This window comes from Rhodococcus sp. p52 (assembly GCF_000763325.2).
GTDB classification, from domain to species: domain Bacteria; phylum Actinomycetota; class Actinomycetes; order Mycobacteriales; family Mycobacteriaceae; genus Rhodococcus; species Rhodococcus pyridinivorans.
Genome location: NZ_CP016819.1, coordinates 514,039 through 529,849, shown reverse-complemented (window position 1 = coordinate 529,849; position 15,811 = coordinate 514,039). Strand labels below are relative to the sequence as shown.

The following is a 15,811-nucleotide window of genomic DNA, read 5'->3' as shown; positions in this document are numbered from 1 at the left end:
CACGGTACGGATACACCGCGCAGGACACGCCGGGTGCAGTCTTCGACGCGGTTCGTGCGCTCGGTACATTTCTGCGCGTGACGTCTGTGGCTGTGGTGCTCTGTGTTGCTGTCGTGGTTGCGGTGGTGCTGTGGTTGCGCGCAGGCGTGCGCCGTCTTCGGACGTTGCAGCAACGCCACCGGGAGAGCCTGCGCCTGCTCCTCCACGAACTCGACGACCGCTACGATCTCGTGCCCGCGCTCATCGCGGCGTCGGCCGGCGCCGGTGTAGAACGTGAGCGCATCCGGCCCGTCGTCGGCGCCCGCTCGCTCGCCATCGGTGTGCGCGACCAGCGCCTGGGTCTCACCGAACGCGCCGGTGCGGAGAACGCGCTGTCGGCGACGCTCCACGAGCTGATCGGTGGACTCGGAGGGGTCAACCACTGGCCGTTCATCCGGGTCGCCCGGGAACTGCAGACCCGCGAGCAGCGCATCGCCGGAGCCGTCCGCGTACACAACGACCTCGGTGGCGCACTGAACACCGCGGTCGGCGGATTCCCCACCTCGCTGTTCGCGAAGCTCGCGGCCGTCGGACCTGTCGTGCTGTTCGAGGCGCCCGCGCCCGTCGCCGCATCCGAGCCGGCCCGCAGGCACGAGACCGTCGATGCGAAGGTTGTCGAGAACGACGTCCGGTCGGAGTCCGAGGCGACCTCCGACACCGTCGCTGCCTGACCTGCGACCCGCAGCGACTAGGCTCGTTCCCCGACACGAGCGCGACCGCACCGGCGTCGCGCCGCCGAACGACGGGTGAGGACGCAATGAGTGACCGCGACGAACTGGCAGCACTGGTACGCGAGCTGGCGGTGGTACACGGCCGCGTGACCCTGTCGTCCGGTAAGGAAGCCGACTACTACGTCGACCTGCGCCGCGCGACCTTGCACCACAAGGCCGGCCCGCTCATCGGCACGCTCCTACGCGAACTCGTCTCCGACTGGGACTTCGACGCCGTCGGAGGCCTGACCATGGGTGCCGACCCCGTCGCCCTCGCCGTCATGCACGCCCCCGGCCGGCCCATCGACGCCTTCGTCGTCCGCAAGGCCGCCAAGGCCCACGGCATGCAGCGGCAGATCGAGGGACCGGACGTCACCGGCAAGCGCGTGCTCGTCGTCGAGGACACCACCACCACCGGCAACTCGCCGCTCACCGCCGTCAAGGCGCTGCGCGATGCCGGCGCGATCGTCGTGGGTGTCGCGACGGTCGTCGACCGCGCGACCGGCGCCGACGAGGTCATCGCCGCCGAGGGCGTCGAGTACCGTTCCCTGCTCGGCCTCGCCGACCTGGGTCTGGACGACAAGTAGCCGCGTGGGGGCGCGGGTCCGGCAGACCGTCACGCATCTCGCGGACGGCCGGGAACTGATCTATTTCGACGACACCGAGCCGTTCGTCTCCGGTGCCGCGACCCGCGACCTCCGCGACCTCCGCGACCGCCGCGACCTGCCGCCGGTCGCGGCGACCTCCGAGATGCGCGGCGACCCGCTGACGGGGGAGTGGGTCACCTTCGCGGCCCACCGCATGGACCGCACCTTCCTGCCGTCGGCCGTCGACTGCCCGCTGTGCCCGAGCAGGGCGGACGTGTGTACCGAGATCCCGGCCGACGACTACGACGTCGTCGTGTTCGAGAACCGTTTTCCGTCGCTCGGGGCGCCGTCGGCCGGTGAGGATCTCGTCGACGACGAAGGTCTGTGGCCGCGACGACCGGCGACCGGCCGCTGCGAGGTCGTCGCGTTCACCCCCGACCACGACGCCCGATTCGCCGACCTCTCCGTGCGGCGGGCGCGCACCGTCATCGATGCGCTCGCCGCCCGCACCGCCGCGCTGTCGAAGCAACCGGATGTCGAGCAGGTCTTCTGCTTCGAGAATCGCGGCGTGGAAATCGGTGTGACACTGCAACATCCACACGGGCAGATCTACGCCTACCCGTTCGTCCCACCGCGCTCACGCGCCCTGCTCGACCGCGCCCGTGAGTATCGGCAGCGGACCGGCAGGTCGCTGCAGGGCGCCATCCTCGACGCCGAACGACGCGCGGGCACCCGACTGGTGGTCTCCGGCGACGCGTGGTCGGCCTATGTCCCCGCCGCGGCACGCTGGCCCGTCGAGGTGCACCTCGTCCCGCACCGCGACATCCCGGATCTCGCCGCCCTCGACGAACACGAACGCGACGAACTCGCCGCCGTCCAGCGCGACCTTCTCGGCCGCGTCGACCGGTTCTTCCCCGGCGTCGACCGCGCCCCCTACATCGCTGCCTGGCACCAGGCGCCGGTCGGTGCACCTCGCGGGGACATGCGGCTGTTCTGCCAGATCTTCTCGTTGCGGCGGGCCCCGGACAAGCTGAAATATCTCGCAGGGTCCGAATCCGCGATGGGCGCGTGGATCAGCGACACCACCCCCGAACGGATCGCCGAACGCCTGCGTGAGGTGGCGCCATGACGCTCGCAGAGACCGCACGCGCACTGTTCGCGACCGAGTTCGGCACCGAACCCGAGGGCTGCTGGTGCGCCCCCGGGCGCGTCAATCTCATCGGCGAGCACGTCGACTACGCCGGGGGTCTGTGTCTGCCGATGGCGATCCCGCAGATCACCGTCGTCGCGGTGCGTCGGCGCTCCGATCATGTACTGCGCGTGCGCAGTTCCGGTTTCGACGGCGTCGACCTGGATCTGCGCGACCGGCACGTCGACGGTTGGGCCGCCTACGTCGCCGGCGTGATCTGGACGCTCGACCCGCCGGGATTGACCGGTGCGGACATCGCGGTCGCGTCGGACGTGCCCGTCGGAGCGGGACTCTCGTCGTCCGCGGCGCTCGAGACGTCGGTCGCGGTGGCGCTCGCCGACCTGTGCGGGCTGCCCCTCGGCGACGACGGCCGTGATCGACTCGCCGCGGCGTGCGTGCGCGCGGAGAACGATTACGCCGGTGCCCCCACCGGTGGGCTCGACCAGCGGATCGCCCTCCACGCACGTCCGGGCCACGCGCTGCTCCTCGACTTCGCCGATGGCAGCAGCGAACACATCCCGTTCGACGCGGAAGCCCGCGGGCTGACCGTGCTGGTCGTCGACACCGGGACCGGGCACGAGCTCGCCGACGGACAGTACGGACAGCGTCGCCGTGAGGTCGAAGACGCCACCCGGTTCCTCGGCGTGGAGAGCTTGCGCGACGCCTCGTCGGCGGACCTGATCGACGATCCCGTCCTACGTCGCCGCGCCCGGCACGTGATCGACGAGATCGCCCGCGTTCAGAAGGCTGCGGAGTTGTTGCGGGCAGGGCGGATCCGGGATCTCGGACCATTGCTCGATGCGTCGCACCGCTCGTTGCGCGACGACTTCGAGGTCAGCTGCCTCGAACTCGACACCGCAGTCGACGCGGCCGTCGCTGCCGGTGCACTCGGCGCCCGGATGGTGGGCGGCGGTTTCGGCGGGGCGGCGATCGCGCTGTGCGAGGACGACCGCGTGGACTCGGTGCGGAAGGCCGTCGCCGACGCCGCTGTGCAGCGCGACCTGCCGGCGCCGACCTTCCTGCGCGCCACGGCGTCCAGCGGTGCGCGCCGCTGCTGAAGCTTGCGGGACGATCGATGCAGCCGGGTACTGTGCGCGCATGGGTTGGTTCAGTCGCAAGAGGTGGGGCGTCGAGCACGCGGTGTTCGCGGCGGCCTCGGCCGCCACCGTCGTCGGGGGAGTGTCGGGGAACGAGAAGTTGCAGCAGATCGCCAAACCGCTCATCGCACCCGCGCTCGCCGTGCGGGTGCTGCGCCGCTCCCGCGACACCGATCGCGCCGACACCGCCCTGCTTGTCGCAGGTCTCGCAGCCGCCACCCTCGGTGACATCGCCATGATCCGCTCCGACGAGGACCGCCGGATCCTGAGCGGTGCAGCCTGTTTCGGTGTCATGCAGACCGCCTACTCGAGCATCCTCGTCCGGCGCGGTGCGCGGGTGTCGAAGCCGGTCGCGGTGCAGCGTGCCGGTGCCCTGGCCGGTGCGGCCGGTCTGCTCGCCGCCCGCAACCGCTCGGTGGCCGCGCCGCTGACCGGATACGGCGCCCTGCTCGCCACCACTGCGATCCTTGCCGGAGACCCCGCCCTCGCACCCGGTGCGCGAGTGCGCGCAGGGCTGGCCGTGCCGGGTGCCGACAGGCGTAGTCGGCTCGGTCTCGGCGGCCTGATCTTCACGCTGTCCGACGGATCGATCGTGGTGCGCCGCACCCTCCTGAAGGACGAGAAGATGCGCGCGGCAGCGGAAGGGTTCGTGCTCGCCACCTACACCGTGGCCCAGCTGTTGCTCGTGGAAGGGCTCCTTGCTCTCACGAGCCGGAACAGTCAGGGATAGAGGACGATCCGGTCGCGGTCGAGCGGGTCCACCCAGATGCTCACGACCTCCCCGGGCGCGTAGCGCTGCAGGTTGCGACGGTCGACCTCGTAGACGACCGTGCCGCGATAGGACTCCGAGCCGGGCACCGTGAGCTCGAGATCGAGCCGGGTCAGCTGACCGGTCGAGGTCAGATCGAGCGGGGTCGCGGAACGGATGGTCGCCCATCCCTCGTACCCTTCGCGTTCGATACGGCGCATGACCTTCGAGCGGCGACCCGCGAGCGCCATCGACAGACCGAGCACGGTGCCGTACAGGCAGACGAGGAAGACCACCTGGAAGCCCTCGGTGCCGGGTTCGGAGATCGGCAGGAACAGGTGCATCCACAACGCGAGAACGACGACATATCCCACGGTGACGAACGCGACGGTGGCAACGATACGACGATTCACAGCTCCTCCGATCCCAGCCTATCCCCGCTGTGCGCCGTCGGCTCCCGCCCGTGACTAGGGTGATGCCATGTCTGCTCCCAGCGTGGTGATCACCGGAGCCGCCGCCGGTATCGGCCGCTCCACAGCTCTGTTCTTCGCCCGTCACGGTTACCGCGTCGGCGCCTTCGACATCGACACCGCGGGGCTCGCGAGCCTCGCCGAGGAGGGCGCCTCGGTCACCGCGGGGCAGATCGCCACCGGTGCCCTCGACGTCACCGACACCTCCGCGTGGACCCGCGTACTCGAGGAGTTCTGCACCGACGGCCGGCTCGACGTCCTCGTCAACAACGCCGGGCTGCTGTCGTCCGGGCCGTTCGAGGACACCCCGGCGAGCCGGCACCGGCAGCTCGTCGACGTCAACGTCACCGGTGTCGTCCTCGGCTGCCACGCGGCCTTCCCGTATCTCCGCGACACCCCCGGCGCGCACATCGTGAACATGTGCTCGGCGTCGGCGCTCTACGGACAGCCCGAGCTCGCCACCTACAGCGCCACCAAGTTCGCGGTGCGCGGCCTGACCGAAGCACTCGAACTCGAGTGGGCCCGCCATGACATCAAGGTGCAGGCGTTGTGGCCGCTGTTCGTCGACACGAACATGGTCGACGGGATGGACATCGGCTCGCGACGCTCCCTGGGCGTGAACCTCGGCGCCGACGACGTCGCCCGCGCGGTGTTCGACGCGACTCGTCCCACGCGGCGCTCGGGACGGGTGCATCGGCCCGTGGGCCGGCAGGCGACCGTGCTCGCCACGCTCGCCCAGGTGTCGCCCGGATGGATGAATCGCCTGGTGAACCGGCGCCTGACCGGCCACTGACGCCGCTCGATAGAGTGACACCCGCACGTCGTCGGGAAGGGTGTTGCGTGAGAATTCGGATGTGGCCGGTCGCAGTCGTCGCGGGTGTGGCACTGTTCGTCGCAGGATGCGGAGGCTCCGCGGACGGGCCGGAGGCCGACTCCGGAGCGACGTCGACGACGACCTCCGCGGCTGCCTCGACGACCCCCTCCACGACGGTCGCTGCGAGCACCACCGAGGAGGCGACCCCGTCGACGACCGAACCAGCTCCCGAGCCGGAGACCTCCCCGGAGGAACCGGCTCCGCTCGCGCAGGTCGAGTACCAGCGCAACGAGTCGTACTACTTCAGCAGCCCCGACGGCACCTTCGAATGCGGCATCGTCCGGCTGCCCACCCGCACCGAGGCGGGCTGCGAAGGACCGACCCATCCGATCCCGCCGCGCCCCGAGGACTGCATGGTCAACTGGGGACTCGGCATCCGCGTACAGGACTCCGGGGAAGGCGAGTTCGTGTGCTCGGGCGGACCGGTCTCCCTCTCGCCCGACGGGGCGAGCCCCGTCCTGCCGCCGGGATCGTCGTTGTCGCAGCTCGGCTACACGTGCGCCACCACCGCAGCCGACGTGACGTGCACCAACGACGCCACCGGCCACGGTTTCCGCGTCGCAGCAGGTTCGAACGAGACGTTCTGACGGTGACCGACACGCATTCCGAACCGGCCGTCGAGGACGTGGCGGGCCCCACCGAATGGGGGGAGCACCCGCACGGCGTCGGACCGTGGATCGAGGAGTTCGGCACCGAGCCGCCCACCGACCCGCGCTACGACCCCGAGCTGCTCGCCCACGGCGACCGGCGCAACGTCGTCGACGCCTACCGCTACTGGACCCGCGAGGCGATCGTCGCGGACATCGACCGTCGCCGGCACCCGCTGCACGTCGCCATCGAGAACTTCGCCCACGACGCGAACATCGGGACGGTCGTTCGCACCGCCAACGCGTTCGCCGTGGGCACCGTGCACATCGTCGGGCGACGCCGATGGAATCGGCGCGGAGCGATGGTCACCGACCGCTACCAGCACCTGCTCCACCACTCGGATGTCGACGCGCTCGTCGCGTGGGCGGCCGAACAGGACCTCGAGATCGTCGCGGTGGACAACACCCCCGGCTCGGTCCGGTTGGAGACGGCGACCCTGCCGCGCCGCTGCCTGCTGCTGTTCGGGCAGGAGGGTCCCGGCGTCACCGAAGCGGCCCGCAACGTCGCCTCGATGACGGTCTCCATCGCCCAGTTCGGCTCCACGCGGTCCATCAACGCGGGTGTCGCCGCGGGGATCGCAATGCACGCGTGGATCCGGCAGCACGCCGATTTCTCGGACGCCTGGTAACACCTGCCCCGCAATCCGGGATGAAAGTCGCGCGGACCGTCGTCGGGGCGGCCGCCGGTCGGGCAGTGTGGAGGGTGATGAACACCGCAGCAGGACAGCGTTCGGACGGAGTCGAGGCCGCCCGGTGGTCGGAGCGGGCCGACGCCGCGGAGGGTGCGATCGTGTCGCGGCACATCCGTCGTCTCTGGGCACTGCCCGGCACCGCGCTCGGGGGGGTCGGATGGCCCGCCGTCCGACGTGAGCGACTGTTCCTCTCCTGGCACTACTGGTGGCAGGCGCACCTGATCGACGCCGCCGTCGACGCCGCCGAGCGCGACGCCACCCCGCGCCGCCGGCGCCGTGTCGTGCGGCTCGCACGCACCCACCGCATCCGCAACCTCACCGGCTGGACCAACAACTACTACGACGACATGGCGTGGCTCGGCCTGTCGCTCGAACGGGCCGAACGGCATCTCTACGTCGACCACCGCGGCGCGATCGCGACCCTCGTCGACGAGCTCGTCGACGCCTGGCAACCCGAGAGCGGCGGCGGCATCCCGTGGCGCCGGCGGGACACCTTCTTCAACGCCCCCGCGAACGGTCCGGCGGCGCTGCTGCTCGCCCGCACCGGCAAGGTCTACCGCGCCGAGGAGATGGCCGACTGGATCCACGACGTGCTGCTCGACCCCGAGACGGGTCTCGTCCTGGACGGCATCCGTGATGGCGTGCACGAACGCGCGATCTACAGCTACTGCCAGGGGGTGACGCTCGGCCTCGAGACCGAGCTCGCCCTGCAACTCGACGACTCCAGGCATCGCCGCAGGGTCCACGCGCTCGTCGCCGCGGTCGACGATCACCTCACCGAGCGCAGCGTCGTCACCGGCGGGGGAGGCGGCGACGGGGGGCTGTTCAACGGGATCCTGGCCCGCTACCTCGCGATGGTCGCCACGACACTGCCCGTCGTCGACCGCGACGACATCCGCGCCCGCAACGTCGCGGCACGGATCGTGCTGGCGTCGGCGGAGGCCGCCTGGGAGAACCGGCTGCAGGTCGAGGAGCTGCCGGTCTTCGGCCGCGACTGGTCGCGGCAGGCGCGGCTACCCGGCCTGGGCACCTCGGTCGCGCGGTTCGCGGGCGGCACCGTCCGCGAGTCGGCCGTCGCCGAACGTGACATGTCGGTGCAGCTCGGCGGGGGGATGCTCATGGAAGCGGCCTACGCTGTCGCGGCCTCGCGGTCCTGAAACGGAAGAAGGTGGATTCCGACCCGTTCGTTCGACGGACGGAAGCCACCTTCTGTGGTGCCAGGTTCGTTCCTACGTGCTCTCGATGCGGTTGATCGGCATCGTCGCGGCCTCGGCGGCCGGCGCCTCACCGTTCTTGGCCGCACGACGCGAGTTGAGCACGCGCTTGCCGACCTCCGTGATGATCGGGATCACCGAGACGAACACGATGCCCAGGAAGATGATGTCGATGTTGTCGGCGATGAAGCTGATCTGTCCCAGCAGGTAGCCGAGCAGCGTTACGCCGGCGCCCCACACGATGCCGCCGATGATGTTGTAGGTGATGAACACGCGGTAGGGCATCTTCGCGGCGCCCGCGACGAGCGGGGCGTAGGTGCGCACGATCGGCACGAAACGTGCCAGGAAGATCATCGCGGGTCCGTGGCGCAGGAAGAAGCGGTGCGCTTCGTCGATGTAGGCCTGCTTGAAGAGCTTCGAGTCCGGCTTGAACAGCCTGGTTCCGCCCTTCGCGCCGATGAGATAGCCGACCTGGTCGCCGAGGACCGCCGCGATGGGGATCGTCACCATCAGCACCCACAACGGGGCGAACGGTTCGACCTCCGCCGACTTGGCCGCCGCGATCAGGCCCGCGGTGAACAGCAGCGAGTCGCCGGGCAGCAGCGGGAACAGCAGACCGGATTCGATGAACACCACGAGCAGCAACCCGATGAGCATCCAGGTACCGAACGAATTGAGTAGATTGACAGGATCCAGAAACCCCGGTAGCAGGGCCAGATTGGTCACGGACTCCGAGGCTTCGAACACAGTCACGCGATCCAGGGTACCGGCGGCGTCCACCTCCCCCCGAATCCCGACACCCACCCCGGACGGCCCGAGTATCGAACGGACGTGTCACTTGACATACTGCAAGGACAACCGGGCACCCACCACATCCCGGTGGGGTGCCGATCGACTCTCATCTGGAGGACAGCCGCTGTGCCTATCGCGACTCCCGAGGTCTACGCCGAGATGATCGCCCGCGCGAAGGAGCACTCCTTCGCGTTCCCGGCGATCAACTGCACGTCGTCCGAAACGATCAACGCCGCCATCAAGGGCTTTGCGGACGCCGGCAGCGACGGCATCATCCAGTTCTCGACCGGTGGCGCCGAGTTCGGCTCGGGCCTGGGTGTGAAGGACATGGTCACCGGCGCCGTGGCACTCGCCGAGTTCGCCCACGTCGTCGCCGAGAAGTACGACGTGACGATCGCTCTGCACACCGACCACTGCCCGAAGGACAAGCTCGACGGCTTCGTCCGCCCGCTCATCGCGATCTCGCAGGAGCGCGTGAACAACGGACAGAACCCGCTGTTCCAGTCGCACATGTGGGACGGCTCGGCCATCCCGATCGACGAGAACCTCGAGATCGCGCAGGAACTCCTCGCTGCCGCCAAGGCCGCGAAGATCATCCTCGAGATCGAGATCGGCGTCGTCGGCGGTGAAGAGGACGGCGTCGAGAACGCCATCAACGACAAGCTCTACACCACGGTCGAGGACTTCGAGAAGACCGTCGACGCGCTCGGCGCCGACAAGGGCCAGTACCTGCTCGCCGCTACCTTCGGCAACGTCCACGGCGTCTACAAGCCGGGCAACGTCAAGCTCAAGCCGTCCGTCCTCGCCGAGGGCCAGGCCGCCGCGTCGAAGAAGCTGGGTCTGCCCGAGGGGTCGAAGCCGTTCGACCTCGTCTTCCACGGCGGTTCGGGCTCGCTGAAGTCGGAGATCGACGAGGCGCTGAGCTACGGCGTCGTGAAGATGAACGTCGACACCGACACGCAGTACGCGTTCACCCGCCCGATCGCGGGACACATGTTCACCAACTACGACGGTGTGCTCAAGATCGACGGCGAGGTCGGCAACAAGAAGGCCTACGACCCGCGCAGCTACCTCAAGAAGGCCGAGGCGTCCATGACGCAGCGTGTCATCGAGGCCTGCAACGACCTCAAGTCGGCGGGACGCTCGGTCTCGGCCAAGTAAGGCCCCACCGCGATACCAGAAGGGCGCCGACGTTCTCGTCGGCCCCCTTCGTCGTCCCTACGGTGTGCAGAAATCCTCGCGACACGCCGAGGGCGAACGACGACTTCTGCACACTCGTGGTCGCTGTCGTCCCGTTATTCGCTGCAGACCTTCCACTGCTCACCGTCGAGCGTGAGGTCGAAGGTGCGGTCGGTGACATCGTCGGGATCGTTCACCGTGTGCGCGGTGACCTGCGCGATGGCGGTGCCCTCGGTGATCTGGATGCGATCGACGCTCGTCACCACCGGGATCTCGCCCTGTTCGACGGCGAGCCGGTGGATGTCGCGGAAGTTCTCCGGATCGACCGTCTCGTAGAAGTCGGAGAGCGCTCCGCAGGTCGACTCCCGCAGAGTCTCCAGGTCGCCCGATTCGAGTGCTCCGACGAAGGTGTCGATGCTCGCGCGGATCCGGCTCTCGGGGGAGTTGTCGGCGCGGTCCTTCAGGAACACGATCACCCCGGCCGCGACGATCGCCACGACCACCAGCACGGCCGCTGCTCCGGCAGCGATCAGCCGACGACCGCGGCTCTTGTCGCGGGCCGGCGGGATGCGCGTGGGCGTGGGCTGGACGGCGACGCGGACGGGCTCGGGCTGAACCGTCGGTTCCTCACGGCGCGGAGCGATGCGCTGCGGCGGCGCCTTCGGCACGTGGCTGCGGACCGGGATCTGCACCGTGGGCGCATCGGCGGAGGTGACATCGGGCGCGGGCTCGGATTCGGGGGTCGGGCGGGACTCGACGGTCTCGGGTTCGACGACGGGAAGCGCCACGGTCTCGTCCGTGGTGACGCTCTCGTCTGCAGCCTGTTCCGGCTCATCGCTGCTCGCGTCCTCACCCGAGGACGCCGCATCGGTGGTCGGCTCCTCAGGTTTCTCGGAGACCTGCTCCGCCGGCTCGTCGGCCTTCTCGGTTCCCGCGCCCACTGCATCCTCGGGCACTGCATCCTGGGACGCTGCATCCTGGGGCACTGCATCCTGGGGCACTGCATCCTCGGATACCGCTTCTTCTGCGGCTGCTTCGTCGGTCGCCGCCGGCTCGACAGGGGGTTCGTTTTCCGCACTCTCGTCCGGTGTCTCGACAGAAGGGGTCGTCGAAGTCTGCTCGGGTGACTCTTCGTTCTTCGGGTCCGACAACGTGCTGCACCTCGCTCGACGGCCTGCGGTTACCCGGGGACTCTATCGAGCCTTCGCCACGGAAGGGCACAATGACCCCATGACGTCTTTCGGTGATCTTCTCGGACCGCAGCCCACCCTTCTCCCCGGCGACGACGACGCGGAGTCGGCCCTGCTGAACAACGAGGACCCGGCGAAGGTCGCAGCCGACCATCCCACCGCCTCGATCGCCTGGGCGTACCTCGCCGAGGCCGCACTCGACAGTGGCGAGACGATCCAGGCATACGCCTACGCACGCACCGGATATCACCGCGGTCTCGACCAGCTGCGCCGCAACGGCTGGAAGGGTTTCGGTCCCGTGCCCTACAGCCACGAACCCAACCGCGGTTTCCTGCGTTGCGTCGCCGTCCTGGCCCGGGCAGCCCGAACCATCGGTGAGTCGGACGAGCACGCCCGCTGCCTGGACCTGCTCGAGGACTGCGACCCGCGGGCAGCGGAAGAACTCGGCGTCGAATAGACGCCCGTACATGTCTGTGTTGAACAGACTGTCCGCGGCGACCCGGCGTCGACCCACCCGTCAGGGAGCTCGTAAACGCCTGACCGACTCGTTCGAACGGCTGCGCACATCGGCGCTGCCGATCGTGCAGTGCGCGCTGGCGGCGGGCCTGGCGTGGTGGGTCGCGAAGGATCTGGTCGGGCACCAACAGCCCTTCTTCGCCCCCATCGCGGCAGTCGTCTCCCTCGGGCTCGGTCTCGGCGCCCGATTGCGGCGTTCCGTCGAACTCGTCTGCGGTGTGACCGTCGGGATCGGCGTGGGCGACCTGCTCGTCTCGCTGATCGGCAGCGGACCGTGGCAGATCGCGCTCGTCGTGACCATCGCGATGAGTACGGCGGTCGCGTTGAACAGCGGCCCGATCTTCGCGATGCAGGCCGGGAACTCCGCGGTGCTCGTGGCGACGCTGCTGCCACCCGGTGGCACCGGTGGGCCCGATCGGATGGTCGACGCCCTGGTCGGGGGTCTCACGGGCATCGCGGTCGTCGCGATGATCCCCACCCATCCGGTGCGGCGTGCCCGGCGCAACGCCGCCGAGATCCTCGCCACGGCGAGCGAGGTCCTGAGGAAGGTCGAGACCGGGCACGTCGAGAACAACCCGAAACCGATCGAGGACGCCCTCAAGCAGGCGCGGGCCACCCAGCCCGCGATCGACTCGATGCGCACCCACCTCAAGGGCGGTCGGGAGATCAGCCGGATCTCGCCGCTGTACTGGAACAGCCGCAAGCGTCTCGCGGTCCTGACGGCTGCCGCCGACCCGATCGATCACGCGATGCGCAACATTCGCGTGCTCGCGCGCCGGTCGCTGACCCTCGTCCGCGACGACGAGATCCTTGATCCGCGGCTCGTGCAGCTGTTCGCCGAGGTAGCCGATGCGGTGGACGTGCTCCGCGAGATGGTTCTCGCGGAGCCGGGGGAGCAGCCCGACCAGGCCGAGGCTGCACGTGTGCTGCGCAGCATCGCCAAGAAGATGGATCCCGAACTCATCGCCGGGGCAGGAGTGTCGGCCACGGTGGTGTTCGCGCAGATGAGGTCACTGATCGTCGACCTGCTGCAGACCGCCGGACTCAAGCGGATCACCGCGATCGCGACCCTTCCATCCACCGTCGAACATCCGGCCTACCACCCGGACGAGTAAGCCCTCCGAGCCCGCCGGGCACGTAGCCGTTGAAACATATGCGCATTCGTGCATACGATGGCCCGAGGTTCGGAGAGGGAGTTCGATGGGTTCGGGTCACGGGCACTCACACGGCGTCGGCCACGGTCACGGTCAGGGCGCCGGTCCCACGCGCGCCGTCATCCGGCGCATGGCCTTCGCGTTGGGCATCCTCGGAGCGTTCTTCGTACTGGAGGCGTTCGTCGGTCTCCTGATCGGTTCTCTCGCCCTGCTCGCCGACGCGGGCCACATGCTCACCGACGTCGTCGGGGTGTCCATGGGCATGGTCGCCCTCATCCTCGCCCGACGCGGGAGCAGCGCGGCCTCGCGCACCTTCGGCTGGCATCGCGCCGAAGTCCTCACCGCGATGGTCAACGCGGTGCTGCTGCTCGGCGTCGCCGGCTGGGTGTTCTACGAGGCGATCGACCGCATCGGCGACGCCCCCGAACTTCCCGGCCTGCCCATGATCGTCACCGCCCTCGCGGGACTGGCCGCCAACATCGTCGTGATGCTCATGCTGCGGGCCGACGCGAAGGACAGCATCGCGGTGCGCGGCGCCTACATGGAGGTGCTCGCCGACGCCGTCGGATCCGTCGGCGTCCTCATCGCGGGCGCACTCGTCATGATCTTCGGCTGGAGCCTGGCCGACGTCGTCGTCGGTGTGCTCATCTCCCTGTGGGTCGTGCCGCGCGCCCTGCGACTGGCCGTCGAGTCGCTGCGCATCCTCACTCAGACCTCGCCGGCGCATCTCGACGTCGACCTGCTGCGCACCGACCTGCTCGCGCTGCCCGGCGTGTGCGGCGTGCACGACCTGCACGTGTGGACGCTGACCACCGGCATGGACGTCGCGACCGTGCATCTCGTCAGCGACCACGACCCGCAGTGGATCCTCGACTCGGCGCGCACCGCGCTGTCGTCGCACGGGCTCGAGCACGCCACCGTCCAGGTGGAGTCGACAGTCGACGGCAAGCAGTGCGAGAAGGACGTCACCTGGTAGCTCACCGCGCGAATCGGTTCGGCCGCAAAGTCCCCCGCCCCGGCCCGCCGTAGAGCCGGACGACGTCCAGCGGTCCCACGTCGACCCTCCGGAACGACGCCGCCGGAGCGTCGAGAGCGCACACCGTCGCCGCTCGCACGACCGCCGGGTGTGTCACCACCCCGACCCGTTCGTAGCCGTCGTCCTGTGCCGCCAGCCAGGTGCCGACCCGGCGGATGAGGTCCTCGACGGACTCGCCGCCGTGCGGTGCGGCCGCCGGCTCGGTCAGCCACATCGCCAGCTCGCCCTCGGGCACATCGCCCATCGCCGACCCGCACCACCTGCCGTAGTCGAGCTCGCGCAGCGCGGAGTCGATCTCGGCGGGGACACCGAAGGCGTGGACCGTGTCGACCGCGCGTCGCTCGGGTGCACATACCCACCGGTCGACGACCGGCACCGCGAGGCGTCCGAGTTCGCGGCGGCCCCGATCGGAGATCGGTTCGTCGCACGGAAATCGGGCCTGTTCCGTCGCGCGCGTGGAAGCGTGTGCGACGACGAACAATCGGGTCACGGCAGGGACGTCCTCTCCGCTTGACATCGCACAACGCCCGGTGCGAAGGTGCGTCGGTAAAGATGTGCCGAGGTGTAGGCAATCCGGTGGAAAGCCGGAGCGGTCGCGCCACTGTAACCGGAGATGTCGAAATCTCCGGAAGCCAGAAAACTCCCGCGGCACATGACGGAATCGAATGGGGCGCGAAATCCCAGGAGGATTGTCATGGCTGTTGTCCATACCCCCGACGAGTCGCTCGGCTCCGCCGCACTCGCAGTCGCTCTCGCCGCAGTGATCGTCGCGGCTTTTCTCGTTCTCTACCTGGTCGGATTCGATCAGGGCGCGATCTCGCGCACCGGCATGTTCATGCACGAACTGATGCACGACGGCCGGCACCTCCTCGGTCTTCCGTGCCATTGAGAACGGGGACCACGATGCCCGGAACCTACCTCCACCTGCTGCTGCGGGGCCTGCTCGCCGGACTCGTCGCGGGTCTGCTCGCCGGCGGTGTCGCCTTCGTCGTCGGCGAACCCCACATCGAATCCGCGATCGCGCTCGAAGAAGCTGCTGGCGAAGCGCATTCGCATGATCACGACCACGCTGCGACCACCGGGGAATCCCACGGTCACAGTCACGGCGAGGATGCGCTCGTCGACCGTACCGGGCAGAAGGCCGGACTGTTCCTCGCGACGACTCTCGCCGGTCTCGCGTTCGGCGCCCTCTACGCGTCGGTGCTGCACTTCGCGCGTCGCCTCACCGACATGCCGGGCTGGAAGCTCGGATTGTTCGGGGCGGCCGGAGCGTGGCTCGCCGTCGAGGCCGTCCCGTTCGTGAAGTATCCGGCGAATCCGCCGGCCGTCGGTGATCCCGACACGATCGATCAACGCACCCTGCTGTGGCTCGCCTCGGTCGTTCTCGGACTCGTCGCGATCGCCGTGGCCGTCGCGGTGGCGAAGGCGCTGGCCGCCCAGGATCTGCACACCGTCCGCATCGCAGGCCCGGCGGTTGCCTTCCTCGTCGTGGTGGGTCTCGGATATCTCGCCTTGCCGAAAATCGACGAGGTGGGGGAGGGCTTCCCCGCGACGCTGCTGTGGGAGTTCCGGGTCGCGTCGTTCACCGTGCAGCTCACCCTGTGGGCGGTGCTCGGTGTGGTCTTCGCGTACCTCACCGAACGCGCGTCCCGTCGCGTGACGATCCCGGCCTGACGG

The 15,811-nt window shown here is 69.2% G+C and carries 19 protein-coding genes and 1 riboswitch; of the genes, 15 read left to right on the top strand and 4 right to left on the bottom strand.

Annotated elements, in window-relative coordinates:
- Positions 1-122 precede the first annotated feature (122 nt).
- The 5 genes from IM25_RS02395 to IM25_RS02375 all read left to right on the top strand — a co-directional run bounded on the left by IM25_RS02395 (position 123) and on the right by IM25_RS02375 (position 4,352).
- Positions 123-710: a LemA family protein gene (locus IM25_RS02395; RefSeq protein WP_033096380.1), complete on the top strand. Its 588-nt coding sequence runs from the start codon at positions 123-125 to the stop codon at positions 708-710.
- Between the two features lie 86 nt (positions 711-796).
- Positions 797-1,336: an orotate phosphoribosyltransferase gene (gene pyrE / locus IM25_RS02390; RefSeq protein ID WP_006552999.1), complete on the top strand. Its 540-nt coding sequence runs from the start codon at positions 797-799 to the stop codon at positions 1,334-1,336.
- Between the two features lie 4 nt (positions 1,337-1,340).
- Positions 1,341-2,465: a galactose-1-phosphate uridylyltransferase gene (galT, locus tag IM25_RS02385; protein WP_033096222.1), complete on the top strand. Its 1,125-nt coding sequence runs from the start codon at positions 1,341-1,343 to the stop codon at positions 2,463-2,465.
- Positions 2,462-3,583: a galactokinase gene (gene galK, locus IM25_RS02380; protein ID WP_065995712.1), complete on the top strand. Its 1,122-nt coding sequence runs from the start codon at positions 2,462-2,464 to the stop codon at positions 3,581-3,583. Before galT ends, galK begins: the two co-directional genes overlap by 4 nt.
- A gap of 40 nt (positions 3,584-3,623) precedes the next feature.
- Positions 3,624-4,352 (top strand): lysoplasmalogenase family protein, encoded by a 729-nt coding sequence (locus tag IM25_RS02375; protein ID WP_033096220.1) that lies wholly within the window; start codon positions 3,624-3,626, stop codon positions 4,350-4,352.
- Here IM25_RS02375 and IM25_RS02370 read toward each other — a convergent pair.
- Complete coding sequence (locus tag IM25_RS02370; RefSeq protein WP_019291044.1) at positions 4,343-4,783, bottom strand: hypothetical protein; 441 nt, start codon at positions 4,781-4,783, stop codon at positions 4,343-4,345. The two genes, IM25_RS02375 and IM25_RS02370, sit on opposite strands and share 10 nt — an antisense overlap.
- 67 nt (positions 4,784-4,850) lie before the next feature.
- Between IM25_RS02370 and IM25_RS02365 the strand changes: the two genes are divergently transcribed.
- The 4 genes from IM25_RS02365 to IM25_RS02350 all read left to right on the top strand — a co-directional run bounded on the left by IM25_RS02365 (position 4,851) and on the right by IM25_RS02350 (position 8,210).
- The gene (locus tag IM25_RS02365) at positions 4,851-5,633 is read left to right on the top strand and encodes an SDR family oxidoreductase (RefSeq protein WP_033096219.1); all 783 of its coding nucleotides are present in this window, start codon (positions 4,851-4,853) and stop codon (positions 5,631-5,633) included.
- Between the two features lie 59 nt (positions 5,634-5,692).
- The gene (locus IM25_RS02360) at positions 5,693-6,301 is read left to right on the top strand and encodes a hypothetical protein (protein ID WP_065995711.1); all 609 of its coding nucleotides are present in this window, start codon (positions 5,693-5,695) and stop codon (positions 6,299-6,301) included.
- 2 nt (positions 6,302-6,303) lie between these two features.
- On the top strand, positions 6,304-6,990 hold the full coding sequence (locus tag IM25_RS02355; RefSeq protein WP_019291047.1) for a TrmH family RNA methyltransferase: 687 nt from the start codon (positions 6,304-6,306) through the stop codon (positions 6,988-6,990).
- 77 nt (positions 6,991-7,067) lie between these two features.
- Positions 7,068-8,210: a glycoside hydrolase family 76 protein gene (locus tag IM25_RS02350; RefSeq protein ID WP_065996455.1), complete on the top strand. Its 1,143-nt coding sequence runs from the start codon at positions 7,068-7,070 to the stop codon at positions 8,208-8,210.
- Positions 8,211-8,282: 72 nt separating this feature from the next.
- On the opposite strand, the gene IM25_RS02345 is transcribed toward IM25_RS02350, so the two are convergent.
- Entirely contained in the window at positions 8,283-9,020 is a 738-nt protein-coding gene (locus tag IM25_RS02345; RefSeq protein WP_024101889.1) for a VTT domain-containing protein, read from the bottom strand.
- A 165-nt stretch (positions 9,021-9,185) separates the two neighbouring features.
- Between IM25_RS02345 and fbaA the strand changes: the two genes are divergently transcribed.
- Entirely contained in the window at positions 9,186-10,220 is a 1,035-nt protein-coding gene (fbaA, locus tag IM25_RS02340; protein WP_006552988.1) for a class II fructose-bisphosphate aldolase, read from the top strand.
- Positions 10,221-10,354: 134 nt separating this feature from the next.
- Here the strand turns inward: fbaA and IM25_RS02335 are convergent, their stop codons facing one another.
- On the bottom strand, positions 10,355-11,194 hold the full coding sequence (locus IM25_RS02335; RefSeq protein WP_232333378.1) for an Rv0361 family membrane protein: 840 nt from the start codon (positions 11,192-11,194) through the stop codon (positions 10,355-10,357).
- A gap of 274 nt (positions 11,195-11,468) precedes the next feature.
- Between IM25_RS02335 and IM25_RS02330 the strand changes: the two genes are divergently transcribed.
- The 3 genes from IM25_RS02330 to IM25_RS02320 all read left to right on the top strand — a co-directional run bounded on the left by IM25_RS02330 (position 11,469) and on the right by IM25_RS02320 (position 14,074).
- Complete coding sequence (locus IM25_RS02330; RefSeq protein ID WP_006552986.1) at positions 11,469-11,885, top strand: DUF3151 domain-containing protein; 417 nt, start codon at positions 11,469-11,471, stop codon at positions 11,883-11,885.
- Positions 11,886-11,895: 10 nt separating this feature from the next.
- Entirely contained in the window at positions 11,896-13,059 is a 1,164-nt protein-coding gene (locus IM25_RS02325) for an FUSC family protein (RefSeq protein ID WP_019291052.1), read from the top strand.
- Between the two features lie 85 nt (positions 13,060-13,144).
- A complete protein-coding gene (locus IM25_RS02320; RefSeq protein WP_019291053.1) occupies positions 13,145-14,074 on the top strand; it encodes a cation diffusion facilitator family transporter in 930 nt (309 codons plus the stop codon).
- 1 nt (position 14,075) lies between these two features.
- Here IM25_RS02320 and IM25_RS02315 read toward each other — a convergent pair whose 3' ends face one another.
- Complete coding sequence (locus tag IM25_RS02315; protein ID WP_065996454.1) at positions 14,076-14,624, bottom strand: histidine phosphatase family protein; 549 nt, start codon at positions 14,622-14,624, stop codon at positions 14,076-14,078.
- Between the two features lie 29 nt (positions 14,625-14,653).
- A riboswitch (cobalamin riboswitch) is annotated at positions 14,654-14,796 on the top strand.
- 32 nt (positions 14,797-14,828) lie between these two features.
- Between IM25_RS02315 and IM25_RS02310 the strand changes: the two genes are divergently transcribed.
- On the top strand, positions 14,829-15,023 hold the full coding sequence (locus IM25_RS02310; RefSeq protein ID WP_006552982.1) for a CbtB domain-containing protein: 195 nt from the start codon (positions 14,829-14,831) through the stop codon (positions 15,021-15,023).
- 14 nt (positions 15,024-15,037) lie between these two features.
- Positions 15,038-15,808, top strand: coding sequence for a CbtA family protein (locus IM25_RS02305; protein ID WP_019291054.1), 771 nt, complete (start codon positions 15,038-15,040; stop codon positions 15,806-15,808).
- The last annotated feature ends 3 nt before the right edge of the window (positions 15,809-15,811 follow it).

Bases quoted from the DNA above. Each gene is read 5' to 3' on its own strand.
- IM25_RS02330 (WP_006552986.1), top strand. From the start codon at position 11,469: ATGACGTCTTTCGGTGATCTTCTCGGACCGCAGCCCACCCTTCTCCCC.
- IM25_RS02310 (WP_006552982.1), top strand. From the start codon at position 14,829: ATGGCTGTTGTCCATACCCCCGACGAGTCGCTCGGCTCCGCCGCACTC.
- IM25_RS02360 (WP_065995711.1), top strand. From the start codon at position 5,693: ATGTGGCCGGTCGCAGTCGTCGCGGGTGTGGCACTGTTCGTCGCAGGA.
- IM25_RS02320 (WP_019291053.1), top strand. From the start codon at position 13,145: ATGGGTTCGGGTCACGGGCACTCACACGGCGTCGGCCACGGTCACGGT.
- IM25_RS02325 (WP_019291052.1), top strand. From the start codon at position 11,896: ATGTCTGTGTTGAACAGACTGTCCGCGGCGACCCGGCGTCGACCCACC.
- IM25_RS02365 (WP_033096219.1), top strand. From the start codon at position 4,851: ATGTCTGCTCCCAGCGTGGTGATCACCGGAGCCGCCGCCGGTATCGGC.
- galK (WP_065995712.1), top strand. From the start codon at position 2,462: ATGACGCTCGCAGAGACCGCACGCGCACTGTTCGCGACCGAGTTCGGC.
- IM25_RS02375 (WP_033096220.1), top strand. From the start codon at position 3,624: ATGGGTTGGTTCAGTCGCAAGAGGTGGGGCGTCGAGCACGCGGTGTTC.
- pyrE (WP_006552999.1), top strand. From the start codon at position 797: ATGAGTGACCGCGACGAACTGGCAGCACTGGTACGCGAGCTGGCGGTG.
- IM25_RS02350 (WP_065996455.1), top strand. From the start codon at position 7,068: ATGAACACCGCAGCAGGACAGCGTTCGGACGGAGTCGAGGCCGCCCGG.
- IM25_RS02305 (WP_019291054.1), top strand. From the start codon at position 15,038: ATGCCCGGAACCTACCTCCACCTGCTGCTGCGGGGCCTGCTCGCCGGA.